Raw genomic sequence first — 23049 nt, 5'->3', positions numbered from 1 at the left:
ATCCGGCCAGCAGCATGCGCAGAAGGGGGATGTCCCCATGGACGCCGCCCGCGGTCCCGAGCCGGACGACACGGAGGAGGAGACCATCCGTACCCTGGCGGATCAGCGGGCCGCCGCCCTGGGGCGATCTGCGAGGTCTTCCACTTCCTGAACTGATCTGTCGAAGAGTCCCGTCACCCCGACCCACCGGACAGGCCCAGGCACCCATTCCGGTGGGCGTCTTCACCGGCTGATCCGGTCCTCGACTGCCCGTAGTACGCGTCGCTCCAGCACGGCAAGGTGCTCGGGACGACGCGTGCGCGCGTGACGGAGCAGCAGGTCACGGGCCGTCGCACCGACCCTGCGCTTCTTCGGATGGCGAGCGGTGAAGGCCTCGCTCGAGAAGAAGTCCACAGCCCCGTCCAGCCCGGTGGCATTGGTTTCCCGGACCGCCCAGGCCAGCTCGTCCGTCGTCGCTGCCTCCAGCAACGCCAGGGGCGCGCGGCGAGCGAGCAACCGCGCGGCGTCACCTCCGGCAGGTGGCGTTCCCAGCCAGCAGAAGACGATGCTCAGCGGTACCGGCGGCGCGGTGCCGGGCCTGACGGTCTCGCCCCGAGCCCAGCCTTCGGCATACGCCCGCAACGCCTCCGGGGCGGCCGCAGCCCAGGCGGCTCGGTGCCGGCCGGGAACGGAGCCCGGGATCGCCGGATCCAGAAGCTCGGGCCAGTGCCCGTTGAAACCACCGATGCGCTGGCCGGCGGCGTCGTACAGCATGAGCTTGGGCTCCTCCTGGCACATGCACACGAAATCCTCCGCTGGCGGCGGCACCCTTGCCACCGCGGCCACCAAATCACGTACCTCGTCAGGGTCGGTGATCCCATACGACGAAGGATGGTCAGGGAAGAGAGAAGGGCGCGCGTGATCTGTCACGACGATGCGTACGGTCCTGGCGACTGACTTCACGGCGTGATCGTAGGTCAGGAGCGGCTCCACTGCCCCGGCCTATCCGTCGGCGGCGGGCCGGCAGGTGCACACGCGTGCCGGTCCGCTGAGGCTGCGATGCCGAGTTCGGTGCGGGGCAGTGGAGGAACTCGCGGACGGCTGGTCCGCGTCGCCATGGGGCGAGGGCAGTGTTGAATTCGCGGACATGGTCCTTGGCTCTGATGGACTGGGCTCGGGCAAGGCGAAGGAGCGGGTGTCCGAGTTCTCGAACTGCCGCATCCGCAGCCCGGTGAACGTCTCCACCCAGACCGGCTCCACCCTCAACCCCCCACCCATATAAGGGCATTTCCCAGATCACAGCCTTCTGCAACACGCTTTAAGGGTTGTCCCGCAAGCACTGGCTGAGTCGTGCGGTGGGCTTCTGCCCAGCGACTGGGCCTCAGTCAATATCCCCGGGCTTGTGACCGCGTGCTGTGGCAGCCTGCCGTCATGCCAGCAGAGCTAAGAGAACATGCAGGTCGTCACTACGCCATCCAGTTCCACTACGCCTTGCCCGACGATTCCTGGGCTGTGGAGCTGAGCGAGGCTGCGCCTGCGCCAGCCGCGTGGGCTGACATCCCCAACGCAGCGACCCATCTGCCCGGGGCGGCCTTCCTGGTGGCCCTCATCCCCGACGAAGACCCTGATCTGGAGCCGACCGTCCGCATCTATAGCCCTGACGAGCACGTCATCCCCTACGAGATTATGCAATGGTTCATGGAACAGGTGGCTGACCAGGTGGAACGCTGCCGCATAGCGTTCGAGCAGGGTGAACCCGAAGCAGTGGAATGATCAAGCAGTGGCTGGTGTGATCACGGCGTCGGAGCCGTCCTGGATAGGTCCGTTTACCGGGCTGAGCCCGCGACAGTTTGGGCAGCTCGTGACAGCGTTGCGGCGGGAGGGCGCCGATCTGGTGCGCAAGGGCCGGCCGTGGGGTCTGGTGGTGGAAGACCGTGTTCTGCTGGTTGCCGCGTACTGGCGGACAAACCTCACGCTGCGGCAGCTCGCTCCGTTGTTCGGGATCTTCAAGTCCGCGGCCGACCGCGTCATCGCCCATCTCGGGCCTTTGCTCGCGCTCCAGCCCCGCAAACGGTTCCGCAGGGATGCAGTGCTGATCGTTGACGGCACCCTGGTCCCCACCCGCGACCACGCGGTCGCCGAGCAGTCGAAAAACTATCGGTACTCCACCAACCACCAGGTGGTCATCGACGCCGACACCCGTCTGGTCGTCGCCGTCGGCAGGCCGGTGCCCGGCAACCGCAACGACTGCAAGGCGTGGGAGTTGTCCGGGGCGAAGGCTGCCGTCGGCAACACCACGGTGATCGCAGACGGCGGCTATCGAGGCACCGGCCTGGTCATCCCGCACCGCCGCGAGCGCGGCCAGGTCGAACTCCCGGCCTGGAAAGAGGAACACAACACCTCCCACCGAAAGGTCCCGCGCCCGCGTCGAGCACACGTTCGCCCGCATGAAGAGCTGGAAAGTCCTGCGCGACTGCTGCATGAAAGGCGACGGCGTCCATCACGCCATGCTCGACATCGCCCGCCTCCACAACCTCGCCCTCGCCGGCTAAGCAACAAATGGGCAGGTCACCAAGCTCGTCTGTGATCAATTGCGGGACAGCCCTTAGTCGCCCCCGCCCCCGCCGCAGGAAGAGCCACAGGAAGAAACGGAACAGCCCCGCCTGGATGGCCGGGTCGCCTGCACTTCGCCCCTGCCGGGACAAGTGCAATTGGCCGCACCGTCCACAGTTCCTTGTCCGCGCTGAACCCCGCTTCCTCGATCAGGGCCACCGTGCCCAAGTGCCCGTCCGGGGCGTGATCAGGGGTGCCCGGTCCGTCGGGGTAGTGGTGTACGAACTGTCCGAGCCGCGCGCACAGTTCGGCGTACAGCGCCGTGTGCAGAATGAGGGCGTGCCACCCCTCGTCGACCATGCGCGAAGGCCGTAAGGGCGCCGTCGGGAACTTCGCGGCAGCCGCGACGAACTTCAGGGCTTCTTCCACGACGCGCCCGGCCATAGGCTCCTCCATGCCCGGGTTGTTGTCCATGACCGTTGCGACGACACCCCTGAACGCGTCAGGAGCGAGTAGGCCGTGTACCTCGTTCATGTGCGTGTCTTCCTTCCTGGTGTGACTTCACTGGCACCCGCCTCGGCCGTTCGTCGTCCTGCCAGGATTGATCCGGCCGGGGCGGGAGTCTCTTCGCACGTGGTCACCCCACTTGTCTCGGCCCCGAGCTGTCAGCCGCGCTGGGCTGAAGTGACTCCAGGTGGTACTTGAGGCGCTGCAGTGTGGTGCCGATGTTGGCGTTGTTGACGCCGATCCGGTTCGAGACGCTGGTGATCAGGATGGCGGAAGGGATGAACTGCAGCGGCACTCACAGCCAGTTGGTCTCGGTGACGTTGAAACCACCCGCCACAGCGGACCCTGTGACCAACCGTAGGACTGGATTGCGCGCCAGGAATTGCGCGTGCGCGCAAGGAAGTTGTCACAGTGCGCAACGCTTGATGCCGTGAGCGCGAGAACCGACTCTGGATATGCAAACTGAGACAAGGCTGCGGTGAAGGGGGCATTCGATGGCCTTAGGAACCTACGTTGTGGATTCGTCCACAACCCGGGATGTGACGTCGCGCGAGCGCACCGACTTCTGGAGCGAACACGTGACGTCGTATCAAGCCCGGATGGGCTACAGCTACCCGCGCACCGACGACTTCCATGCGGGAACGATCCGCCAGTGCACTGACACCTATCAGCTCGTCAAGTTCTGGTCGGACACGATCAAGTACACCCGGACCGCAGGCCAAGTGCGGCACCACCCGGACGAGGACTACCGCTTGGTGCTACCGCTCGCCGGAGAACTGGTGATGCGGCAGGACGACCAGGAGATACGGTTGATGCCGGAGACCGGGTTCCTGCTCACCTTCGCCACACCGTTCGAGGCCCTGCATGACGCCTCCACGCGGACACTCATCATGTCGATCCCCGCTCAGGAAGTGAACGGGCGATTGAACCGCTCGTCGCCAATCGCCACGGGCCTCGACCTGACCACCGGCCTGGGCCGGGTGGTGGGCGACATGCTGACCGGCCTGCATAAGGAGCGCGACACCCTCACCGGCGGCCAGTTCGACGCGGTGTCGGACAAGCTGGTCGAGCTGCTGTGCATGCTCGCCGCAGGCGACGACCGCCCCACCGCCCCGGGCCATCTGACCGAAGTGGAGACGGTGGTCCGCCGGTACATTCGCGAGCACGCGGCCGACCCTGACATGACCGGCGCCACCCTCGCGCAGGCGCTGGGCTGGTCGCTTCGCCAGGTGCAGCTAGCCCTGCAGCATGGCGGGACAACCCCCCGCGAGCTGATCCGCGAAGAGCGGCTGCAGTTGGTACGGGACCGGCTGCGGGCACCCGCATACCGGCACATGACGATCACCGAACTGGCGTACGCGTCGGGATTCTCCTCCTCAAGCGCACTCAGCACGGCATTCCGGCAGCGCTTCGGGGTATGCCCCCGCGAGATGCGGCACGGGGGCCCCAGTCCGTCGGCAATACGCAGCGGAGTTGATTGACAGCCGCCAGCCTTCTGGTCGAACCGGTCGCAGCCCGGCGATCAGGACACCGAGAGCGAAGGGACCGGGCCCGGCGAAGGATCGTTCGCCGCCCGAGCAGCAAGCTCACGGTGGACCGCAGAGACGTCCCACCCACAGCACGAGCAGATCCCTACCTCCCGCGTCACCGTGAACCGCGGACGTGCCCGGGGCGCGGCCCCGTCCGACCCTTCGAACGCGCCGCCGCCAGCCAGTTCCACACCGTGCGCTCCGAGACCTCCAGTGCAGACACAACCAGCCGCACATGGGCAGTCCTCAACTCGCCCCGTCCATATGGCCCGTATCCGCAGCCCCCGGTCGACGGCTGCGGATGTCGTCGCTGGCGTCCGGCGCCTGCCCGGTGGTCCCCGCGTCGCCGGCGTCGCCGGGAAGTTTCCGGCGACGCACCATGACTACCGTGGTAGCGATGGCGGTTATGGACGCGGCGAGCCCGCCCAGCGTGGTGATGCTGCCGGTTGCCCATCTCCACAGGTCCACAACCCAGGAGAACCACGGGTTATCGCTTGTTGACCAGCAAGGTCCGGGTGTTCGGCGGCGAGCCAGCGGACGAAGCCGTGACCGGACCATTTGGTCTCGCCGTTGATGTACTTCGGGTCAATCGGCTTGATCATGCCAGGATCGGCAGCCAGGCGCCGCCAATCGGCGCGGCTGATCCCGAACACTTCCTGCGGTTCAGCGGCCGTCATGGACTCCACGCAGGCATCCTCCATCGCACGCGGCAACTAGACGAGTTATTCCCGAATGCTGACGGTGCGTCTGGGGTGGCTGCGGTTCGTCTCCTCCCGGCTCGGCTCGATGTTCCCCTTCGTACCGAAACAGCCGGGCTGGAACAAGCGGCTGCGGGCGCACTGCCGCTGATCAAGCGGGCGATACGACTCCTCGCAACGGACACCGACTTCTGGTTCGACAACCCCTGGCTCATCGACTCCACCCCCGTGGAGTGCGCCCGCTCGCGACCCACGGTGAAGCGGTCGGACCTGGCCGGCTGGGCCGGATACGGTTACTGCGCTTCCCATTCGTGGTTCTTCTGGGGCCTGCGGCTGTATCTGGTGTGCACCCCGACCGGGATGCCGATCCTGTGGGCTCTGGCGAACCCGAAGCTGGACGAGTGCGAAGTGCTAGCTCGACCTGGAACAGCACGGCGGCCGAACCTTCGAGGGCGTCGCCGTCCGCGTCGCACAGCGCGTCCTCGCGCTGGCCGGGCGATCTGGCACAACCACACGACCCGACAGCCGGTCATGCGATCCCTCACGGCCTACGACCACTGATCACATCGGAATAACTCGTCCAGGGCTTTCTCCAGGCGGTTGCCGCACCGCTGAGCCGCTTGGTCGAGCAGGGCGATGCCGGCGGCGTTGTCGTGGGCCGAGGCGGCCAGTACGACGACCCCGATGATCAGTCCGAGGACGTCGACGGCCAGTCCGCGCTTGCGACCCGGCGTCTTCTTGTTCGCGTCCAGTCCCGTCATGGTCTTCGGGACTCCGGCGGCCGCTCGCACGGACTGGGTGTCGATGGCCACGAGGGACGGGTCCTCTCGTCGGCGAGCCTTCTCCCGGACCTGGCAGCGCAGCAGTTCCTGAATGCGCTGGTCGAGCCCGTCCTCGCGCCACCGGGTGAAGTAGTAGAAGGTCGCCGACCAGGCAGGAGGTCATGCGGCAGGTAGTGCCACTGACAGCCGGTCCGGTTCTGGTAGAAGATCGCGTTCACGATCTCCCTCAGATCGCAGGTCCCGGGATCGCCGGTCGCCGACCGCGCCACCCGCTCCTGCTTCCACGCCGTGATCATCGGCTCGATCAATGCCCACTGCTCGTCCGATAAGTCGCTCGGATGCGGCTCTCGTTCCATGCCCCGCATCTCGGCATGCACATGTTCACCGCAGGCCCCGCGCAGCGATCAATCCCACGAACGGGCGATCACCAACCGAGAGATAAGGGACTTAACGCCCTCCGAAACGCGTCACCGTACGTGCCCTGGTGGGGCTTGTTGAGCTTTCTCCAGGTCGCGCTGAGGGTGCGGCCAAACCTGCTCTGTTGACCGCCTCGCTCTATGAGTGATCTTGATCGGCGCGTCGGGGCGCGGTGATCATTGGCCTACTCGGCCGTCGATCCGTTCGCGCAGGAGGTCGGCGTGGCCGCAGTGCCGCGCGTACTCCGCGATCTGCATCACCAGGACGGCGCGAAGCTGCACGTCCCCACCGGGTTGGATGCCGAGATCGCCGAAGCCGGCTATGAACCGGTCGGTCAGTTCCATCTCGGCCCGCCACTGACGCCAGGCGTCCTCCACGACCGCCGGGTCGGCGATCGCGCCGTTCCAGTCGCCGTCGCGGTCTTCGCCGGTGCGGTAGATCCTGGGCGAGTTTTCGCCGGCCATCCGGCGAAAGTGTCGTTCATCCTCGGCCATGTGCCGCACCAGCCCAAGCAGGGACATCGTGGACGGTGGTACGGCGCGCCGAGCCATCTGTTCGGCGTCCAGGCCCGCGCATTTCATTTCCAGGGTGAGGCGGTAGTGACGCAGGCCGTCGAGCAGCGCGCTGCGTTCATCGACGGTATCGGCATCGCTCTCGCGCGGGTCGTCGTCCGCATCGACCCACATGTCGGGATGGATGGTTGACTGCGTCCATCGGGTTACCGCTGGTTCATTGGTGCGCTCACCTGAGTCCATGCGGGCATCCTCGTGCGCATCAACACCGAACGCCACTGAATACCGATCATCGCGTCCGCTCGCGGCCGGCCCACCGCGTCCCGCCTCGCAGCGTTCACTCGTGCTCCCCGCCTTCCTCAGGCAGTGGTGCACCTCTGAGGAAATTTATGGACCGCCATCACCGCCGGGTTATGCGCGGGCGGTGAACCGGCCGTCGGCAGCTTGTGTTGCCAGCCCCGGTCGGCCAGCTTCGTCAGCTTCCCGCGCAGCGGCTCCAGCTTGCCCCGCACCCCGGTGTCCAGGCCCAGTGCCTCGCGGATCTGCCGGGTCATGACCGGGCCCGCAGCCTGCCGCACAGCGGCCAGGATGCGCTGGTACTCCGGCGGCAGCGCACTCTTCTCCCCACCCGGCGCGCGATCCGGGCCCAGCCGCACCGCCCGGCCTGCCACCTGGACGACCGCCGACCCCGGCCTCCGCTCGCTCGTCAGCGATCTGCTCGCTCATCCGCCGCCAAACCCGCTCCGCCACGCGAGCTCGTCCCGCTCCGCCCGCACCTCGGACAGCCGCTTGACCAGCTGTTCTTCGAGTCCGTCCAGCTCCCCGTGCCGCACCGCGACCCGCTCCCACACCTCGAGGTCCATCATGCGCCGGATCGTAGAAGCGACACCGGCGACGACGGGTGGGAATCCGTAAACCCGTCCTGCCAGACGATCTACACCCCAGACTGCCGCCCACGACCAGGACGAACACCCCGGCACAGCGTCACGCCAGCCCCTGACCAACCACTTCAAGATGGCACAGCTTCACTGATCTGGGCTTCGTCGGGGATCGGTCATGACCGGTCCGGCGGTCGTCGGTTACAGGGCCGCTGGTCGGTCGGTGGCTCCGGGTGGTGGGTGCGAGTCCGTGTAGCCCCCTGGCTTGCCTGCCCCTTCGAAGGGGGCTTGCCCAGGGGTGGTTTGACCGGTGACAGAGGCTTGCCCAGTCCCTCGGGTGGTGCGTTGCTCGGCCCGCGGGCCGCTCGCCATTCTACCAGCGGTGACACCGGCCCGACCGGGCTCGACGATCCCTGCAGTCCAGTCTCATGACGACGGTTACCACGCGCACGGTGGAGTACCCGGCCGACGGCCTGACGATGATCGGGCACCTCGCGCTCCCGGCCGGTGTCGACCGCCGGCCCGCGGTCCTGGTCGGGCCCGAGGGGCCGGGGCTGAACGACTTCCAGCGCCGCCGGGCCGACACCCTGGCCGAACTGGGGTACGTGGCCCTGGCCTTCGACATCAACGGCGGGCGCTGGTTCACCGACCCCGAGGAGATGCTGGCGCACACGACCCCCCTGCTCGCCGACCCCGACCGGATGCGGGGCATCGGCCACGCGGCGCTCGAGGTGTTGCGCGCCGAACCGCGGACCGACCCCGACCGTATCGCCGCCGTCGGCTACGGCACCGGGGGCGCCATCGTGCTGGAACTCGGGCGCGACGGCGTCGACCTGCGCGCGATCGGGACGGTCAACGCACTGACCACGGGCCGACCGGGCGAGGCGGCGCGCATCCGCTGCCCGGTGTGGACCGGGGTCGGGTCGGAAGACCCGATCATGCCGCCCGCGCAACGGGACGCGTTCACCGCCGAGATGCAGGCCGCGGGCGTCGACTGGCGCCTTGTGGTCTACGGCGGCGCCTTGCACGCCTTCCACCACCCGCCGGTCGACCAGACCGTGCTCCCCGGCGTCGGCTACCACCCACGGCACGCGCAGCGAGCCTGGCGCGACGTCGTCGACCTGCTCGCCGAGTGCCTGCCCGTAACGGAGTGATCTGGCCGGCAACTGATCTGGTCGGCAACCGCGATTCCGGGCCGCGAACCAGGCCGGTCCGGTCGATCGCCACCGGCTCCGGTTTGTGGGACATCACCGCAGCTCAGAGAGACCTTCAGCGCCTGGGGCCTCGCGCTGCGGCACACGCGGACTCGGGGCCCTCCGTGAACCGGTCGGCGTCCCGCCTGGACCGGCTCGGGAACCGTTCCCCCGTATCCTGCGTGACCTCTTGACGTGTTGTCGGCTGGTGGTGAGGGGACCGAATGAGAGCGCGGACGATGGTGAGCGTGGCGGTATCGGCCTGTGTGGCGCTGGTGGCGTGCGCGTGCGGTCCGGACAAAGCGAAGGAGGACACGGGCGCGAAGCCTTCGCAGTCGTCCGCGTCCACGCGGGCCGAAGAGCCGTCGGCCACGCCGTCCGCGTCCGCTCGGACCGAGAAGCCGTCGGCCGAGCCGACCGGCGACCAGCCCGCGCCCAGGACGAAGGAGGGCGCGATCCAGCGGTACGAGCAGTACCTCCACGCCCTGGGCCGTGAGGACATCGACACGGTCTGCGAAGTGGCCGGGCCCGCCGCGAAGAAGGCACAGGACCAGGGGCTCGGCCCGTGCACGTCGACGTACGCCGCCGTGTTCCAGATGATCTCGCCCGCGCAGAAGAAGGCCCTGAAAACCGCGACGGTCGACCCGCAGCGCATCGCCGTGCGCACGCCCGACAAGATCGAGATGCCGGTCGAAGCGGTCAGGGCCTCCGTGACCTTCTCCGAGAGCGACCTCGGCAGCTACACCCTGGAGTACCTCAAGAACGATTGGTACATCACCGACTGAACCCGACGCGCCGTACGCGGAGCTGCCCCACGGACGGCTCCGCGCGCACGCCACCCGGCGGCCGGTCGACCGGCGCCCGCCGACGACCTTCAGCCCGCACCGTGCCGTCGGCTGTCTCCGCCCCCGTGTCTAGCCGCGCCCGGCGTGCCCCGGGCCGGCCGCCGCCGACCGCGAGGCTGGTGGCAGCCGATCGTCGTACCCCGGACAGCCTCCTGCCGAGTGACTCTTCCGCCAAGCCCATGCACCACACGCGTTGCACCGTTATGGCCGTCCTGACCGCTTCTGAGCTGCGTGAAGTCGAACCGCACGCCCGCGACGCCCCGGAGAACCGCCGTCAGCCGCGTGGACCTTGCGCACCCGGCCCGCGTGCTCTGCGCTCGTAGCCGGGCAGAGCTGTACGGGCATAACGATCAGGCCGATGTTCACAGTGCCGGTCCAGATCGGCCTCATGCCCAGCCCCTGGTCAGGAGCACGAGAGCCGACACCGGTGTACGGGCGTGTTGTGGCCGGTCGTCGCTCACAAGATCCAGAATCCGTGTGGCTCACGCAGTGCGCACTTGTGACCGAGCGGGCGAGATGGCCCCCTGAGTGCTTGAGTTGGCCCCGCTGAGCTTCGGGGCTGGTCCGCAAACGGGGCCCACGGTGACCAAAGACGAGGACCCGGCGGCGTGGTGGTCAACCTGCACCATCATCACCACCGAAGCCACCGACGCGACGGGCCGGATCCCCCCCCGCGCATGCCGTTGGCCATCCATCCAGCCCACTACGACGCGTGGCTCGACCCCACGCACCAGAACCCAGACGAGCTCCGCGCGCTCCTGACCGCCCCTGCCAACGGCCACCTGAACACCCGCCCCGTGTCCACCGCGGTCAACAACGTGCGCAACAACGGCCCCGAACTGCTGTACGGCGCCCCCAACGCGAACACCGACGCTTGAGGGCGCGGTCCCGCCCCCGCCCGTTGGCCCGACGCTCCCCCTGTCGCCGGGTGCTCGGCTGTTACAGCCGAGAGGTAGGGCGCCACTGCGGCGGCACGACGGCCGTGCGAGGAGCTCGAACAGATCTACCGAGGCTTGGCGCGGTGAGGAGTCATGCCGCGTCGGCGCTGTCCTCCTCATGGATGTGCTTCAGCCGCATCCGGGTTTCGGCGACCTGGGTGGGCGCTCCATGGTGGCCCAGAAAGGATGCGTTCCGACGGCGGCAGACAGCTCTCGCAGGCGGGCCTGCAGCCGCTGCACTTCGGTCGCCTGTTCCGCGGCGTGTGGCCGGGGGAGTCGGGGCGCGACCGGGGGCGCCAGAGGTCGGGGTCCTGCCAGCCGGGCATCGGCACGGCCGACCAGGGGAGTGCCCGGCACAGCTTCGCGTAGGCGGCCCAGGCCTGGTGCGGCTCTGCCTGCGCCGCACGCAGGTCAGCGGGAAAGTCGTACGTCGTCGCCTGGTGGGCGTGGACACGGGTGAGGAATGGCGGCGTGTGACTGAGCGCCCGAGTTGGTTCTGGGCCGCTCTTCCGTGGTGACTACGCCTTGGTCGGGAGTCGGTCAGGCGCGTCGGAGATGGCTCTCAGTCTGTGTCGCGTCACCGACGCAGGCGGAGCGATCAGCACCACAGTGCCAGGTCGAACTGTCACTTCGTGTTAGCCTCGAATGTTTGGACGACCGTGACGGCTGGCGATTCCGTCCGTCCGGATCCCATTGTTCGTTGGCTGCTCATTCCTGCCGGGCCTTCCTCGGTACGTTCCCCATGCGGAAGGCTCTTCATGAACCACCCTGACCGCCTCGGCACCTCGCACGGCGACCTCGCCCAGCCAGTGACGCTCACCCCGACTGTGTCCCCGGTCGCCTCCTTCGCCGACCTGGAACTGCCGGCCGAGGTGCTGCGAACGCTCGCCGAGCTCGGCGTGCGCGAGCCCTTCCCGATCCAGGCGGCCACGCTGCCAAACGCCCTCGCGGGTCGCGACGTCCTGGGGCGCGGGCGCACGGGATCGGGTAAGACGCTCGCCTTCGGCCTGCCGCTGCTCGCACGGACGGCCGGGCGGCGCGCGGAGCCGAAGCAGCCCCTCGCCCTGATCCTGGCGCCTACCCGGGAGCTGGCCCAACAGGTAACCGAGGCGCTCGCGCCGTATGCCGACGCGCTCCGGCTGCGGATGGCCACGGTCGTCGGCGGCATGTCGATCGGCCGGCAGGCCGCTGCGCTGCGCGACGGGGTCGAGGTCGTCGTCGCCACCCCTGGCCGCCTGCACGACCTCATCGAGCGCAGGGCCTGCCGCCTGGGACGGGTACGGATCACCGTCCTCGACGAGGCCGACCAGATGTGCGACATGGGCTTCCTGCCACAAGTCACCGAGGTGCTCGACCAGGTGCACCGCGACGGCCAGCGGATGCTGTTCTCGGCCACCCTGGACCACGACGTCGACCAGCTGGTCCGCCGCTACCTCCACGACCCCGTCGTCCACTCGGTCGACCCGTCCGCGGGCGCGGTCACGACGATGGACCACCATGTGCTGGTCGTCCACGGCCCCGACCGGTACGCCGTCACCACGGAGATCGCCGCCCGCGACGGCCGCGTACTGCTGTTCCTGGACACCAAGCACGCCGTCGACCAGCTCACCCGGCATCTGCGGGCCAGCGGAGTGCACGCCGCGGCCCTGCACAGCGGCAGATCTCAGCCGCAGCGCACACGGACCCTTGCACAGTTCAAGAACGGCCAGATCACCGCCTTGGTGGCGACCAATGTCGCGGCCCGTGGTCTGCACGTCGACGACCTCGATCTCGTGGTCAATGTCGACCCTCCCACCGACCCCAAGGACTATTTGCACCGCGCGGGCCGCACCGCCCGGGCCGGTGAGTCCGGCAGCGTCGTCACGCTGGTGTTGTCGGGCCAGCGCCGCGAGATGAGCCAGCTGATAGCCGGGGCCGGCATCGAGCCGACGATCACCAAGGTGCGCTCGGGCGAGGCGGAGCTGAGCCGGATCACCGGGGCCAAGGCCCCCTCCGGCACCCCGCTCGACGGTGGGTCGGCCGCGCCCAGAGCCAAGAACACCAACGCCCCCTTCCGCGGCCTCGGCACCAGCAAGGACGCCTCCCGCGGCACCGGCGGCAAGTCCCGCAAGGCCAGCGAGGCCCGTAAGCTCGCCGAGGCCCGCAAGGCGGCCCGGGTGCGCCGCGGCGACTGAGAGCCGTTGCCCTAACACTCTCGTTGCAGTTCGCTATTCCTGCTGGTCAGGGGAATGTTCTCGAGTCTGTTGGACTGACTGTCCGTCATGTTGGGGAAGTTCGTGACCGGCGGTGCGGCGTTGTAGTGGCAGTGCCGGGCGGCGGCCTGATGGTGGCGGCGCAGCAGGACCACCTCAGCGCCCGATCGACGTGGCGAGGTTGATGGTGGGGCGGCCCGGGGTGCCGAGCTGCCAGGAGTCTGCGGATTTCTGCCAGGCGACTTCGACGAGCTTGCCGACGGCGGTTCCGGTGGGGGCGTGGGCGAGGTAGTAGGCGATCTCGTCGGGACGGCTGATGCTGCGGCGGGCCATCACCCACCTGCGGTGTGACGGCTCGCCGCTGTCGAAGAACGAGACGGCCGGCAACTGGGCGGCGGCCCAGTCGTAGACGCGCGGGCCTTTGGCCGAGTATGCGGCGGAAGTGCCAGTCCTGGCCGTAGAGCGCGTCCGCGGTCACCCACGAGACGGGCAGCGGTGAGGCCTGTGCCCGGGCGACCAGGGTGCGGGCAAGCTCGGTCTTGGTAGCAAACACCCGGCTGTCGACTCCCTGTACGGCGGGCTGTGCCGGGCCTGCCAGCGACGCCGCGCAGAGTGACCGTGGCGTCACTGTAGGGTCAGGAGGGGAGGAGGGGGAGCGCTTCCCGCACCAGTAGCCGCATACGTCTACCCCTGCGGTGGCCCCCGGCAGGGCCCTCGCCGGTGACGACCGGCGGGGGGCTCTGCCTTGGCTGATCGGCGGGGCTCGTGGTGCAAATGGCGGCTCGGAAGGAGACGTCCGACGGCGCGTCGGCTCGTGGTAGGACAAGTCGCTGCGGACTGGTGCCCAGGGCCGCCGATTCGTTAGTCCTCGCTGACAAAGAAGGTGGCGAGATCCTTCAAGACATTCAAGCAAGACCCGAATCCGCCGTTCCTCAACTGGCAGTCCTTCTCGTCGCGGGGGGCGTCGGAACTGGTGGGAGCTTGCGCCGTGCTAGGGGCCGGGGTGGGGTCGGCTGCGGAGGCTGAAGGCGTGGGGACCAGCAACATGACTGCGGCGGCCACGGTGGTCAACGCGGCTGATCGGGTGGTTCGACGCATGAAAGACTCCAAGAGGTTCGATCCGGCTGGCGACGCACGGTTGTGCGGTCATCACAACGAGACTGGCCGAAGCCGGTCACGAAGCTGGCGGCCAGATGGGCCTCTACTGCACAGCGCAGAAACGCCCCCTGTACGGCTAAGGGTGACGCCGTTCGGACGCACGAATCAGTGAACTGTGGGCTTGTCGCTTCCGAGCTGTAGAGATCCCGTGTACTTGATGCCGGCATCCCAGGGGTTCCAGCGTGGAGACCGCCCGCATCACCGCCCGCATCTGGGGCGGGATACCCGCCGAGGACCTGGCCGCCGCCGGTCGCGTCCTCGCCCTGGTCACCGAGCGCGCCGACGCGGAGCTTGCGGCGCTGACCGCCTGACCGCCCGGCCACCTGATCGAGCCGATCGAGGACCGGCCGGGACACCGGCGGGCGGCGGGTGAGGTAGCCGAGCAAGAGCGCGGACGCCCCGCTTCCCGTCCCTTTCGCCAGGCCGGCCCCTTGACATCGCGGCACCTGTTGTGGCTGGTCAGGGCGGTGAAAGGGCCTCCTTGGCCCTCGGTCATAGTGGGCGCCATGGACTATGACGTAGTGGTGGCCGGAGGCGGCCCGGTCGGACTGATGCTGGCCTGCGAGCTCCGGCTCGGAGGCGCGCGGGTGGCCGTCCTGGAGCGCCTCACCGAAGTGGACCCGACGATCAAGGGTGGGGCGATCACCACGCCCAGTGCCGAGGCGCTCTACCGCCGGGGCATGCTGCCCGCGCTGGCCGAGGTGCAGCGGCAGGCGATGGACCGCTTCCAGGCGTTCATGCGCGAACGGAACGGCGGGGACGGAGGCGGGGCCGCGGGCCAAGGGCTCGGGTTTGTCGGGCACTTCGCCGGGATCATGCTGCGCGCCGACCTGGTCGACCGTACGGAGCCGGGCTTCGGCGACGCCGGACCCGCCGCCGAGATCGCTTTCGTGGCGCAGCAGGACATCGAGCGGCTGCTCGGCGGGCGGGCGGACGAGCTCGGCGTCGACGTGCGCCGGGGAGTGGAGCTGACCGGCTTCGACGCGGACGAGGAGGCCGTCACCGTGCGGACCAGCCACGGGGCGATACGCGCCGGCTGGCTCGTGGGCTGCGACGGCGGCCGCAGCACGGTCCGCAAGCTCGCGGGGTTCGAATTCCCCGGTACGGACCCGGAGATCACCTGCCACCAGGCGGTCGTGGAGATGACCGGTGCCGAGGACCTGAAGGTCGGCTGGACCGCCACGGACACCGGGGTGTACGCCCACGGGCCGATGCCGGGCCGCGTCGTCACCGTGGAGTTCGACGGCCCGCCGGCCGACCGGGACGCACCGGTCACCACCGAGGACCTCCAGGCGCGGCTGCGCCGCGTATCCGGCGTGGACGTCACGATCACCGGGGTGCGGACCGCGACCCGCTTCACCGACCACGCCCGCCAGGTCACCGAGTACCGCAAGGGCCGGGTGCTGCTGGCGGGCGACGCGGCGCACGTGCACTCCGCGTTCGGGAGCCAGGGGCTGAGCCTGGGTATCGGGGACGCGATGAACCTCGGCTGGAAGCTGGCCGCGGTGATCGGCGGCCGGGCGCCGGAAGGGCTGCTGGACACCTACACCGCCGAGCGGCACCCGGTCGGAGCGGGGATCCTGGACTGGACCCGCTCCCAGGTCGCGGCCATGCGCCCGGACCCGCAGTCCCGGGCCCTGCGCGAGATCGTCAGCGACCTGGCGGAGACGGTCGTGGGCACCACATACCTCACCGCGCGGCTCAACGGCGCCGGGGTGCGGTACGAGCTGCCGGGCAAGCACCCGCTGACCGGCCGCAGCACCCCGGACCTCGAACTCACCGACGGCGGCCGCCTCGCAGACCACCTCCACGGCGGCCGGGCACTCCTGCTCGACCTCACCGACGACCCGGAGCTCCGGGCCCTCGCCGCGGGGTACGCCGGCCGCGTCGACACCCTGACGGCCGGCTGCCCGTCCCGCCCGGAACTGGCGGCGGTCCTCGTCCGTCCGGACGGCTTCACGGCCTGGGCGGCAGACGCGGGGGCGCAGGCGCCGACGTCGACGGCCGGGCTGGCGGAGGCGCTGGAGGAGTGGTTCGGAGTGCCGGAGGGCGCGGTGACGCCGGGCTGATCCGCCGCTCCGGCCGCCATCCACGCCGCCCGCGCTACGGACCGCCTACCGCACCCGCCGCCACGCACAGCCGCCACGCCCTCCGCCGGTGTTACGGCTCCCGGCACCCTACGAGCCGGTGACCAGTGCAAACGTCACCGCCGGGACAGCCCCGGCGGTGACGGTCACCCGCACCGGGGTCACACCTCATGCGACACCCGATGGGTTCGGACAGCGGGCCTCCAGCGGCGCGGGGCGCACTCGTCGTCAACGCTGGCTGAACGAGCCCACCGCCTGCGGCCGATGGGCTGAAAGGATCCGCATGGCCGTCACCACGACCGACCACCTGGTCCCGCACAAGTCGACCGTCCCCGCCACGAAGGGCCAAAAGGTCGAACTCTTCGTACGGGAGCGCGACGGCACGCCTTCCGGCCCCCCGGCCAGGCTCCCCGAGGCATATCAGCCCACCCAGATCGCGTCGGTCCCGGGTACGGACCGAGGCTCCCTCGCGCCGCCCAGCGTTGCACCCGCGCGTCGTCGTGGGCGTGCTTGGCTGATCGCCGGGGCGGCGGTCGTAGCCGCCCTGCTGGTCTGGGGCGCGGGCTACCTCTGGAGCACGACGTGGTGATGCCGAGTCCGGAGTCCTTTCCGATCCTCTCCTCCGATGCGCCGGTGACTTCCGAACTCGGGTTCTGGCTCGCTTTCCGCGAAGGCGGCACGTCGAGTGACGGCTGACGCCCAGTTCAACCTCTTGGGATGTGCCTGAAAGCGAGCCGCGCGAGCCTTGGCGTGGAGGCCGATGCCGCGCCCCCGCCCTCCGGATGACGTTCGGGCCCGAGGCGAGGTGTCGCCAGGTGGTCAGGCGATGAAGTCGTGGAGGGCAGGCAGTGGATCGGTCGTCTCGACAGATCCGATGTAGACCACGGCCTCCTCGAATTGGAAGTAGGAGAGCCCTTCGTGGCGTGGGCCGATGACGAGAAGGTTGCTCCCGCGGCGCCAGGCGGCGTGCCGCCAGTCGCCGGGTCCCATGGCCAGGGTGCCGCCTTCGGACCTGAGGTCGCGCTCTGGGGGACCGAGTCGCTGAGTGAATCCGGCGATAGCGGCGTCGATCTGCGCGTCGAACACCTCCCGTCCGGCGTTCTCGTGGCTGGACCAGCCGGGCAACGTGCCCCAGAAGTCCTCAGCCCAGTCCTCGCCGCCCACCCAGTAGAAGTGGGCGAACGACAGGGCGAGGTGGCTCCCGAGGTAGGCGAGATGGCCTTCGGCGGTGACGAGAGTGTCTTCCAACGGCAAGTCGTCGCCCTCACACCAGCCCAGGCGCTGCATTGCCGCCTCGGGGACCGCCCGGTCTTCCCACGGCAGTTCCGCCAGGCCGACGATCTGTTCCACCAAGAGGGGTGTGACGGGGCAGGTGGCGACGTGATCGGCGATCGGGTCCTCGTCTGTCATGGCAGAACGGTATCCAGGCCCTGTGACGACATCGACGCCCCCCTCGCGACCTCCAGCCGGTCCGAAGTGTCATCCCAACCGATGACTCAGCGTGCCCGCACCACAGAAGTTGAGCCAGAACCGCGGAGAAGCGATCGACGCCACCCATGGAGCTTATGGGCGTTCTGCAGCCAGTACGCGGCGATGCTGACTGCGCTGGTGCCCAGCCCGTAGCAGACCCCTCGCAGTCGATGATCCACAGATTTGTGAATTCAGGATTCCGTGTACTGTCGTGGGTGTGCTGACTCTCGCCTCCGACATCGACGTGCTGGCCCGGTTCGGCCGGGCGCTCGCCGACCCGATCCGCTGCCGGCTCCTCCTCGCCCTGCGCGAGGCGCCGGCCTACCCCTCCGACCTCGCCGACGCGCTCGGGATCTCCCGCACCCGGCTGTCGAACCACCTCGCCTGCCTGCGCGACTGCGGCCTGGTCGTCACCGCCCCAGACGGACGCCGCACCCGCTACGAGCTCGCCGACCCTCGCCTCGGTCACGCGCTCGACGACCTGCGCACCGCCGTCGTCGCCGTCGAGACCGACCGCAACTGCCCGGACGCCGAGGAGAAGGGCTGCTGCTGATGGGCGGGATACCGATAGGCATAGGCCCCGCCCCGGCCCGCCGGGACGCGCTTTCCCGCCGCATTCGGCTGCTGGTCGCGGCCACCATCTCCTACAACGTCATCGAGGCGATCGTCGCGATCACCGCCGGGACGCTCGCCTCCTCCACCGCCCTGATCGGCTTCGGCCTCGACTCCATCATCGAGGTCTCCTCCTCCGCCGCGGTCGCCTGGCAGTTCTCCGCCCACGACCACGCCGTCCGCGAGGCCCGAGAGCAACGCACCCTGCGGATCATCGCCGTCTCCTTCTTCGCGCTTGCCGCATACGTCGCGGTCGACGCCGCCCGGGCCCTGGCCGGCACGGGCGAAGCGGAGCGATCGATCCCCGGAATCGTCCTGGCCGCCCTGTCGCTGCTGGTGATGCCTTTCCTGTCCGCCGCCCAGCGCAAGGCCGGACGGGAACTCGGCTCCGCATCCGCAGTCGCCGACTCCAAGCAGACCCTGCTGTGCACCTACCTGTCCGCCGTGCTCCTGGCCGGCCTGGTCCTCAACGCCACCCTCGGCTGGTCCTGGGCCGACCCCATCGCCGCCCTCGTCATCGCCGCCATCGCCATCAAGGAAGGCCGCGACGCGTGGCAGGGCAAGGGCTGCTGCGCGACACCCGCCGCCGCGATCCCCGCCCAGCGACAGGAGACGGACGCCTGCGGCTGCCGCCCCGGATGCGACTGTTGCGGCTGAAACAAGCCCCGAACGTCACACTCGGCTACTTGTCACTTGGGGCGCCGTTCGTTAACGGCGCCCCAACGTTGAGCTGTCCCGTCGCATCCCAGTTGGCGGATTCTCGCGGGGTCCGGCCGACTTGTAGGGGCTGTGCATGGCGAGAAAGCGGACGTCGAGGTCAGTCTCCAGGTAGTCCATGCGCCGCTCCCAGAAGGCTTGCATGTGGGGGAGGGCGAGGTGGGCGTCGAGATCGGCCTGGGAGCGCCAGACCTCGTAGAAGACGAAGACGCCGGGGTCATTGCGATCTTCGTGGAAGTGGTATTCCAGGCAGCCGGACTCCTGCCGGGTCGGCTCGACGAACGAGAGCAGAAGCTGCTTCAACTCCTCGGCGCGTTCGGGTTTGGGGCAAGCGGTGCCGACGAGTGCGAATGGCTGAGTCATGCAGGGTTCTCCCCTGATAGGTACAATCAATCTCGTACCTGCCGGACGCTACCGAACTCGTAGGTACGATGCAATCCATACCTGAAGGGAGGTGTCCCGAATGCCCGACGGTGAAGGCCACCCGAGCGTCGAGGAGATCGAGCTCGGCCCGGTACTCTCCGCGCTGGCAGATCCGCTGCGCCGCCGAGTGGTGCGTGAGCTGGCAGCCGAACCCGACGGCGCGGCGCGGACGTGCAGCTCCTTCGGGCTTCCGGTCTCCAAGGCGACGGTCACGCACCACTTCCGTGCACTGCGCGAGGCCGGGTTGATCCGGCAGGTCGACCGGGGCAACAGCCGGATGGCCAGCCTGCGCCGGGCCGACATCGAGCAGCGGTTTCCTGGACTGCTGGGCATCGTGGCAGCCGAGCCGGCGGAGTGAGCTCAGGAGCGGGACAGTCCCCTTCATACCAGGGCCCTGACGATCGGGAGTACCGGGTGTGCTCACCGGGTCAACGCGAGCAGTTCATCGATCACCGGTTTCTCACCACCGTCACTGAGGTGGGCGATGGCCGCGAACGGCGCGATCACCCGGCTCCAGGCGTGGAGCCGGTCGCCATCGAGCCCGCACGCCGCCGCCACGCGCCCGCAGCGGGTCTCGACGCCCTCCAACCCGGCGCCGGCTACGACGTAGTCCACAGCGTCGAAGCACGGATCACCAATACAGGCTTTCGGATCGATGGCCATGAGACCGCGCTCCGCGCCGCCGTCGAGCACGTTGCCCAGGTGCAGGTCACCGTGGAGCAACACGGTTGTCGCTTCCGTGTCCAGCAGCCGCTCGCACCGCCGGATGGCCCTGTCCCACGCGGTGACGTCCATCCGTGCACTGATCGCAGGCTCGGACAGCCGCCTGCCGACCCGGGCGAAGGCCTCCTCGCACCGCCCACGCAGCACACGCGTCGGCAGCGGAGGCGGAGCGACCCCGTGCAAGGCGGCGAGCAGATCCGACCACTGTCCCGGAAGCGAAGCAGCAGGCATGTCCTCCGCTGGCGTTCCCGGCACGATCTCCTCCAACACCATTGCGCCCGCCTCCTCGTCGACGGCCAGCACAGAGGGCACCCGGCCCGAGGCAGCGAACCACCCCAGCATTCCGACCTGCTCGGCCAGAAGGGCCCGCTCCGGACTGATTTTCAGCACCGCAGGCGTGCCGTCGGGCCAACGGCACCGCAACGCGACCGACGAAGCACCGTCCGGGAGGGACTCACCGAGCGAAAGTCCCCACTGGGACGTCAGCCGCGCGATGAGATTCGGCGTGTCAGCGCACCATTCGGCAACCCGGGGACCGAATCGACGTACCAACCGCGTAGTGACGCTCTCCACATCCACCAGCAGTCGTTTCACACGGGTCAGTCTGACGCTCGCGCGATCTTTGTCCACCGCTTTTCCACCGCTCGCCGTGAACGCGAGCCGACGAGCGAATCGGACCAGATCATGTGAGACGGGGGCTGCTGTCGGTCTTCGTCGTCGGAGTCCTCTGCGGCGTCAGGGTCCCGGAGCGGACGTAGGCCCTGGCCGGGGCCGCTGGCCTTGATGTTGAACAGGTAGCGGCCCAGGAAGCTACCAGCTCGGAGCCCAGCGGGCCGCGTTGGAGGCATATGAGCGGGCGGTGGTCAGCGAGAAGCTCACCGAGTTTCGCCGCTTCATCACCGGCACGGTCGCCCCGCACGCCGCCGCCCGCCCGGGCGACAAGTGGGTACGCCACATCGTCGCCAGCTCAACTCCGTCGAATCCACCCTCGACCTCATCACCAGTCACTGACCAGCCGCGGGGGTCGCCAGCTGGCCGAGCGACCCCCGCGGCCACTGCCCGAAGGCACCGTCATGCGTCGTCGCCGCTACCCCTCGGACACCACCAACGCCGAGTGGTCCCTGATCGAACCCCTGCTGCCGACGCCGGCCTGCGAGAACCGCGCCGGCGGCCGGCCGGAGAAACACCCCCGGCGCGAGATCGTGGATGCGATCCGCTATGTCGTGGACACCGGCTGCAAGTGGCGTGCTCTGCCTGCCGACTTCCCGCCCTGGCGGACGGTTTGGGGCTTCATGGCCCGCTGGGCCGCCGCCGGAGTGGTCGGCCAGATTCGCGACCAGCTCAGCAGCCGGATCCGCCGCGAGATGGGGAAAGGCCCCAAAGCGGTGGCCACCGTGATCGACTCCCAGAGCGTGAAGGCCGCCGAGACGGTCGGCAAGGACTCCCGCGGCTACGACCCGGGCAAGAAGATCAACGGCCGCAAGCGGCATCTCGTGGTCGACACCCGCGGCCTGCCGCTGCTGGTCATAGTCACCCCCGCCTCGCTCAGCGACCGCGACGCGGCCAAGGAGGTCCTCTTCCGCCTCCGCCTGATGCACCCCGAGATCACCATCGTCTGGGCCGACTCCGCCTACGCCGGAAAGCTCGTCACCTGGGCGAAACGGCATCTGGACCTCACCATCAAGACCGTCAGCCGGCCCAAGGACACCTCCGGATTCATCGTGCTGCCCCGCAGGTGGGTCGTCGAGCGGAGTCTGGCCTGGATCATGCACGCCCGCCGACACGCGCGAGACTACGAACGGCTCGTCCAGCACTCCGAAACCCTGATCACTTGGGCGGCGATCACCCTGATGACCCGCCGTCTCGCCCGGGGCAGGAGGGGCCGTGCCTATCTGCCCGTCACCCCGTAGCCAGCGCCTGCCGTGTCCCTCTCACCCCTCGCTAGCAGGTGCCTTCGTCCAGCTACCGCTGAACGTCCAATCGTCAGTCCCGCCAGTTCGAAATCCGTAGACAACGAGCTTCTTTCCCGATGTGTCCTCGGTGATGCTCTTGTTCTCAGGCACTTATATGGAGTGACTGAGAGCAGGCCGGGTGTTTGCGTCTTACTCAGAGAGATCGCCTCTTTGAAAGGCACCCCTTCAGGTGTTTCGTATTCAGGAACATCCGGGGCTCGTTTCCAAGTCATCGCGGGAACCACAGAATTATCTGGATTGATCTCGAAGAATACTTCTTCCCAGGACTCGGTGCCTCCTGTCGCTACCGAAATCCGGGTCTTTACCTTGGGGTCCCAGCAGTCCGTGGCCTTGGCGCTGACCTCGGTGATGAGCACGTTCTGCTCGCGCTCACTGGTCAGCTGCAAGTCGTAGGTAGCGGCATACCCGCGCACGCGTCGGCCGCCCAGACGCTGGACGAACTTCCAGATGGCGGACTTGTCCTCCCCGTCAATGGAGCGAAGTTCGAGCTCCTCTGCTGACGTCAGCTTCCTGTCGATCTCCCATGACTCCCACGGTTCACTGGTGGGCAAATCCGGATTCATCCTCCAGGCGAACGGGTCTTTTGCTGCTTCGATAGCGTCACCTGCCTTGTCTTCTGCCTGTGCTCTCCCGAAGGCCGTGAGAAGCTCAAAGCGGTACCCCAAATAGGTGCCTACCGAGCCAACGATGACGAGTCCTGCGACTGAAATTCCGATCCTCTTCAGTCCCCACTTCCTGCCACGGCCCGGCTCGGTGGACTCCGGTACCGCGGTGCTCACCAGGTCGTCCAGGAAGGTCTGTCTGGGCTGAGGAGCGCTGCCAGCAGCAGGTGTTTGAGAGGGATCAGGCGTGGAGGGAATGGC

The 23049-nt window shown here is 68.7% G+C and carries 24 protein-coding genes and 6 pseudogenes; 17 read left to right on the top strand and 13 right to left on the bottom strand.

Translation table 11 applies throughout. From position 1 onward, the window contains the following. Positions 1-222: 222 nt before the first annotated feature. Positions 223-942 (bottom strand): hypothetical protein, encoded by a 720-nt coding sequence (locus tag Q3Y56_RS00540; RefSeq protein ID WP_304460032.1) that lies wholly within the window; start codon positions 940-942, stop codon positions 223-225. A gap of 118 nt (positions 943-1060) precedes the next feature. Here Q3Y56_RS00540 and Q3Y56_RS00535 point away from each other — a divergent pair, with 118 nt between their 5' ends. The 3 genes and pseudogenes from Q3Y56_RS00535 (at position 1061) to Q3Y56_RS00525 (ending at position 2531) form a co-directional block, all read left to right on the top strand. Beyond that, the gene (locus Q3Y56_RS00535) at positions 1061-1261 is read left to right on the top strand and encodes a hypothetical protein (protein ID WP_304460031.1); all 201 of its coding nucleotides are present in this window, start codon (positions 1061-1063) and stop codon (positions 1259-1261) included. Positions 1262-1410: 149 nt separating this feature from the next. After that, the gene (locus Q3Y56_RS00530; protein WP_304460030.1) at positions 1411-1752 is read left to right on the top strand and encodes a hypothetical protein; all 342 of its coding nucleotides are present in this window, start codon (positions 1411-1413) and stop codon (positions 1750-1752) included. Positions 1753-1759: 7 nt separating this feature from the next. Beyond that, positions 1760-2531: pseudogene (locus tag Q3Y56_RS00525) on the top strand (transposase). Between the two features lie 16 nt (positions 2532-2547). Here the strand turns inward: Q3Y56_RS00525 and Q3Y56_RS00520 are convergent. After that, a complete protein-coding gene (locus Q3Y56_RS00520; protein WP_304460029.1) occupies positions 2548-3066 on the bottom strand; it encodes a hypothetical protein in 519 nt (172 codons plus the stop codon). Positions 3067-3169: 103 nt separating this feature from the next. After that, a complete protein-coding gene (locus tag Q3Y56_RS00515; protein ID WP_304460028.1) occupies positions 3170-3334 on the bottom strand; it encodes a hypothetical protein in 165 nt (54 codons plus the stop codon). Between the two features lie 244 nt (positions 3335-3578). Between Q3Y56_RS00515 and Q3Y56_RS00510 the strand changes: the two genes are divergently transcribed. After that, entirely contained in the window at positions 3579-4520 is a 942-nt protein-coding gene (locus tag Q3Y56_RS00510; protein ID WP_369696694.1) for a helix-turn-helix domain-containing protein, read from the top strand. 452 nt (positions 4521-4972) lie between these two features. On the opposite strand, the gene Q3Y56_RS00505 is transcribed toward Q3Y56_RS00510, so the two are convergent. Further along, on the bottom strand, positions 4973-5254 hold the full coding sequence (locus Q3Y56_RS00505; protein ID WP_304460026.1) for a hypothetical protein: 282 nt from the start codon (positions 5252-5254) through the stop codon (positions 4973-4975). A gap of 100 nt (positions 5255-5354) precedes the next feature. Here Q3Y56_RS00505 and Q3Y56_RS00500 point away from each other — a divergent pair. After that, positions 5355-5827, top strand: a pseudogene (locus tag Q3Y56_RS00500) (IS982 family transposase); the annotation flags it as partial. Positions 5828-5832: 5 nt separating this feature from the next. Here Q3Y56_RS00500 and Q3Y56_RS00495 read toward each other — a convergent pair. The 4 genes and pseudogenes from Q3Y56_RS00495 to Q3Y56_RS00480 form a co-directional block, all read right to left on the bottom strand. Further along, positions 5833-6404, bottom strand: a pseudogene (locus tag Q3Y56_RS00495) (IS5 family transposase); the annotation flags it as partial. Between the two features lie 237 nt (positions 6405-6641). After that, positions 6642-7220 carry a DinB family protein gene (locus Q3Y56_RS00490; RefSeq protein WP_304460025.1) on the bottom strand — a complete coding sequence of 193 codons (579 nt, stop codon included), beginning with the start codon at positions 7218-7220 and terminating at the stop codon, positions 6642-6644. A gap of 116 nt (positions 7221-7336) precedes the next feature. Continuing rightward, positions 7337-7648 (bottom strand): hypothetical protein, encoded by a 312-nt coding sequence (locus Q3Y56_RS00485; protein ID WP_304460024.1) that lies wholly within the window; start codon positions 7646-7648, stop codon positions 7337-7339. Between the two features lie 51 nt (positions 7649-7699). Further along, positions 7700-7843 carry a hypothetical protein gene (locus tag Q3Y56_RS00480; protein ID WP_304460023.1) on the bottom strand — a complete coding sequence of 48 codons (144 nt, stop codon included), beginning with the start codon at positions 7841-7843 and terminating at the stop codon, positions 7700-7702. 440 nt (positions 7844-8283) lie between these two features. Here Q3Y56_RS00480 and Q3Y56_RS00475 point away from each other — a divergent pair, with 440 nt between their 5' ends. The 4 genes and pseudogenes from Q3Y56_RS00475 to Q3Y56_RS00460 all read left to right on the top strand — a co-directional run bounded on the left by Q3Y56_RS00475 (position 8284) and on the right by Q3Y56_RS00460 (position 13005). Beyond that, positions 8284-9009, top strand: coding sequence for a dienelactone hydrolase family protein (locus tag Q3Y56_RS00475; protein ID WP_304460022.1), 726 nt, complete (start codon positions 8284-8286; stop codon positions 9007-9009). Between the two features lie 287 nt (positions 9010-9296). Next, complete coding sequence (locus Q3Y56_RS00470; protein ID WP_304460021.1) at positions 9297-9833, top strand: hypothetical protein; 537 nt, start codon at positions 9297-9299, stop codon at positions 9831-9833. 651 nt (positions 9834-10484) lie between these two features. After that, positions 10485-10771 (top strand): annotated as a pseudogene (locus Q3Y56_RS00465) (SOS response-associated peptidase family protein); the annotation flags it as partial. A gap of 818 nt (positions 10772-11589) precedes the next feature. After that, positions 11590-13005: a DEAD/DEAH box helicase gene (locus Q3Y56_RS00460; protein ID WP_304460020.1), complete on the top strand. Its 1416-nt coding sequence runs from the start codon at positions 11590-11592 to the stop codon at positions 13003-13005. Positions 13006-13090: 85 nt separating this feature from the next. Here Q3Y56_RS00460 and Q3Y56_RS33265 read toward each other — a convergent pair whose 3' ends face one another. Then, on the bottom strand, positions 13091-13651 hold the full coding sequence (locus tag Q3Y56_RS33265) for a transposase (RefSeq protein ID WP_369696693.1): 561 nt from the start codon (positions 13649-13651) through the stop codon (positions 13091-13093). A gap of 709 nt (positions 13652-14360) precedes the next feature. Between Q3Y56_RS33265 and Q3Y56_RS00450 the strand changes: the two are divergent. From Q3Y56_RS00450 to Q3Y56_RS00440, 3 genes and pseudogenes are all read left to right on the top strand, one after another. Continuing rightward, positions 14361-14492 (top strand): annotated as a pseudogene (locus Q3Y56_RS00450) (MarR family transcriptional regulator); the annotation flags it as partial. Between the two features lie 195 nt (positions 14493-14687). Next, positions 14688-16250 (top strand): FAD-dependent monooxygenase, encoded by a 1563-nt coding sequence (locus Q3Y56_RS00445; protein WP_304460018.1) that lies wholly within the window; start codon positions 14688-14690, stop codon positions 16248-16250. 301 nt (positions 16251-16551) lie between these two features. After that, positions 16552-16857, top strand: a complete 306-nt coding sequence (locus tag Q3Y56_RS00440; protein ID WP_304460017.1) for a hypothetical protein — start codon at positions 16552-16554, stop codon at positions 16855-16857. A gap of 230 nt (positions 16858-17087) precedes the next feature. Here the strand turns inward: Q3Y56_RS00440 and Q3Y56_RS00435 are convergent, their stop codons facing one another. After that, positions 17088-17678: a hypothetical protein gene (locus Q3Y56_RS00435; RefSeq protein WP_304460016.1), complete on the bottom strand. Its 591-nt coding sequence runs from the start codon at positions 17676-17678 to the stop codon at positions 17088-17090. A 277-nt stretch (positions 17679-17955) separates the two neighbouring features. Here Q3Y56_RS00435 and Q3Y56_RS00430 point away from each other — a divergent pair, with 277 nt between their 5' ends. Both Q3Y56_RS00430 and Q3Y56_RS00425 read left to right on the top strand, forming a co-directional pair. Then, positions 17956-18291 carry a helix-turn-helix transcriptional regulator gene (locus tag Q3Y56_RS00430; RefSeq protein WP_304460015.1) on the top strand — a complete coding sequence of 112 codons (336 nt, stop codon included), beginning with the start codon at positions 17956-17958 and terminating at the stop codon, positions 18289-18291. Further along, complete coding sequence (locus Q3Y56_RS00425; RefSeq protein ID WP_304460014.1) at positions 18291-19007, top strand: cation transporter; 717 nt, start codon at positions 18291-18293, stop codon at positions 19005-19007. Before Q3Y56_RS00430 ends, Q3Y56_RS00425 begins: the two co-directional genes overlap by 1 nt. Before the next feature lie 51 nt (positions 19008-19058). Here the strand turns inward: Q3Y56_RS00425 and Q3Y56_RS00420 are convergent, their stop codons facing one another. Then, entirely contained in the window at positions 19059-19430 is a 372-nt protein-coding gene (locus tag Q3Y56_RS00420; protein WP_304460013.1) for a putative quinol monooxygenase, read from the bottom strand. A 100-nt stretch (positions 19431-19530) separates the two neighbouring features. Between Q3Y56_RS00420 and Q3Y56_RS00415 the strand changes: the two genes are divergently transcribed. After that, positions 19531-19848 (top strand): helix-turn-helix transcriptional regulator, encoded by a 318-nt coding sequence (locus Q3Y56_RS00415; protein ID WP_304460012.1) that lies wholly within the window; start codon positions 19531-19533, stop codon positions 19846-19848. A 62-nt stretch (positions 19849-19910) separates the two neighbouring features. Here the strand turns inward: Q3Y56_RS00415 and Q3Y56_RS00410 are convergent, their stop codons facing one another. Continuing rightward, positions 19911-20786 carry an aminoglycoside phosphotransferase family protein gene (locus tag Q3Y56_RS00410; RefSeq protein ID WP_304465420.1) on the bottom strand — a complete coding sequence of 292 codons (876 nt, stop codon included), beginning with the start codon at positions 20784-20786 and terminating at the stop codon, positions 19911-19913. A 238-nt stretch (positions 20787-21024) separates the two neighbouring features. Between Q3Y56_RS00410 and Q3Y56_RS00405 the strand changes: the two are divergent. Together Q3Y56_RS00405 and Q3Y56_RS00400 are read left to right on the top strand one after the other, a co-directional pair. Continuing rightward, positions 21025-21224: pseudogene (locus Q3Y56_RS00405) on the top strand (RacP protein); the annotation flags it as partial. A 62-nt stretch (positions 21225-21286) separates the two neighbouring features. Beyond that, on the top strand, positions 21287-22123 hold the full coding sequence (locus Q3Y56_RS00400) for an IS5 family transposase (RefSeq protein ID WP_369696692.1): 837 nt from the start codon (positions 21287-21289) through the stop codon (positions 22121-22123). On the opposite strand, the gene Q3Y56_RS00395 is transcribed toward Q3Y56_RS00400, so the two are convergent. Further along, entirely contained in the window at positions 22102-22965 is an 864-nt protein-coding gene (locus Q3Y56_RS00395; protein WP_304460011.1) for a hypothetical protein, read from the bottom strand. The genes Q3Y56_RS00400 and Q3Y56_RS00395 overlap by 22 nt on opposite strands. Positions 22966-23049: the final 84 nt, after the last annotated feature.

The sequence above is a fragment of the Streptomyces sp. XD-27 genome (assembly GCF_030553055.1).
GTDB lineage: Bacteria > Actinomycetota > Actinomycetes > Streptomycetales > Streptomycetaceae > Streptomyces.
Note: the sequence above shows the minus strand (reverse complement) of the source record. Positions and strands in the feature narration are given on the sequence as shown.

Bases quoted from the DNA above. Each gene is read 5' to 3' on its own strand.
- Q3Y56_RS00400 (WP_369696692.1), top strand. From the start codon at position 21,287: ATGCGTCGTCGCCGCTACCCCTCGGACACCACCAACGCCGAGTGGTCC.
- Q3Y56_RS00445 (WP_304460018.1), top strand. From the start codon at position 14,688: ATGGACTATGACGTAGTGGTGGCCGGAGGCGGCCCGGTCGGACTGATG.
- Q3Y56_RS00420 (WP_304460013.1), bottom strand. From the start codon at position 19,430: ATGACTCAGCCATTCGCACTCGTCGGCACCGCTTGCCCCAAACCCGAA.
- Q3Y56_RS00435 (WP_304460016.1), bottom strand. From the start codon at position 17,678: ATGACAGACGAGGACCCGATCGCCGATCACGTCGCCACCTGCCCCGTC.
- Q3Y56_RS00520 (WP_304460029.1), bottom strand. From the start codon at position 3,066: ATGAACGAGGTACACGGCCTACTCGCTCCTGACGCGTTCAGGGGTGTC.
- Q3Y56_RS00460 (WP_304460020.1), top strand. From the start codon at position 11,590: ATGAACCACCCTGACCGCCTCGGCACCTCGCACGGCGACCTCGCCCAG.
- Q3Y56_RS00415 (WP_304460012.1), top strand. From the start codon at position 19,531: ATGCCCGACGGTGAAGGCCACCCGAGCGTCGAGGAGATCGAGCTCGGC.
- Q3Y56_RS00530 (WP_304460030.1), top strand. From the start codon at position 1,411: ATGCCAGCAGAGCTAAGAGAACATGCAGGTCGTCACTACGCCATCCAG.
- Q3Y56_RS00475 (WP_304460022.1), top strand. From the start codon at position 8,284: ATGACGACGGTTACCACGCGCACGGTGGAGTACCCGGCCGACGGCCTG.
- Q3Y56_RS00425 (WP_304460014.1), top strand. From the start codon at position 18,291: ATGGGCGGGATACCGATAGGCATAGGCCCCGCCCCGGCCCGCCGGGAC.
- Q3Y56_RS00440 (WP_304460017.1), top strand. From the start codon at position 16,552: ATGGCCGTCACCACGACCGACCACCTGGTCCCGCACAAGTCGACCGTC.
- Q3Y56_RS00480 (WP_304460023.1), bottom strand. From the start codon at position 7,843: ATGATGGACCTCGAGGTGTGGGAGCGGGTCGCGGTGCGGCACGGGGAG.
- Q3Y56_RS00490 (WP_304460025.1), bottom strand. From the start codon at position 7,220: ATGGACTCAGGTGAGCGCACCAATGAACCAGCGGTAACCCGATGGACG.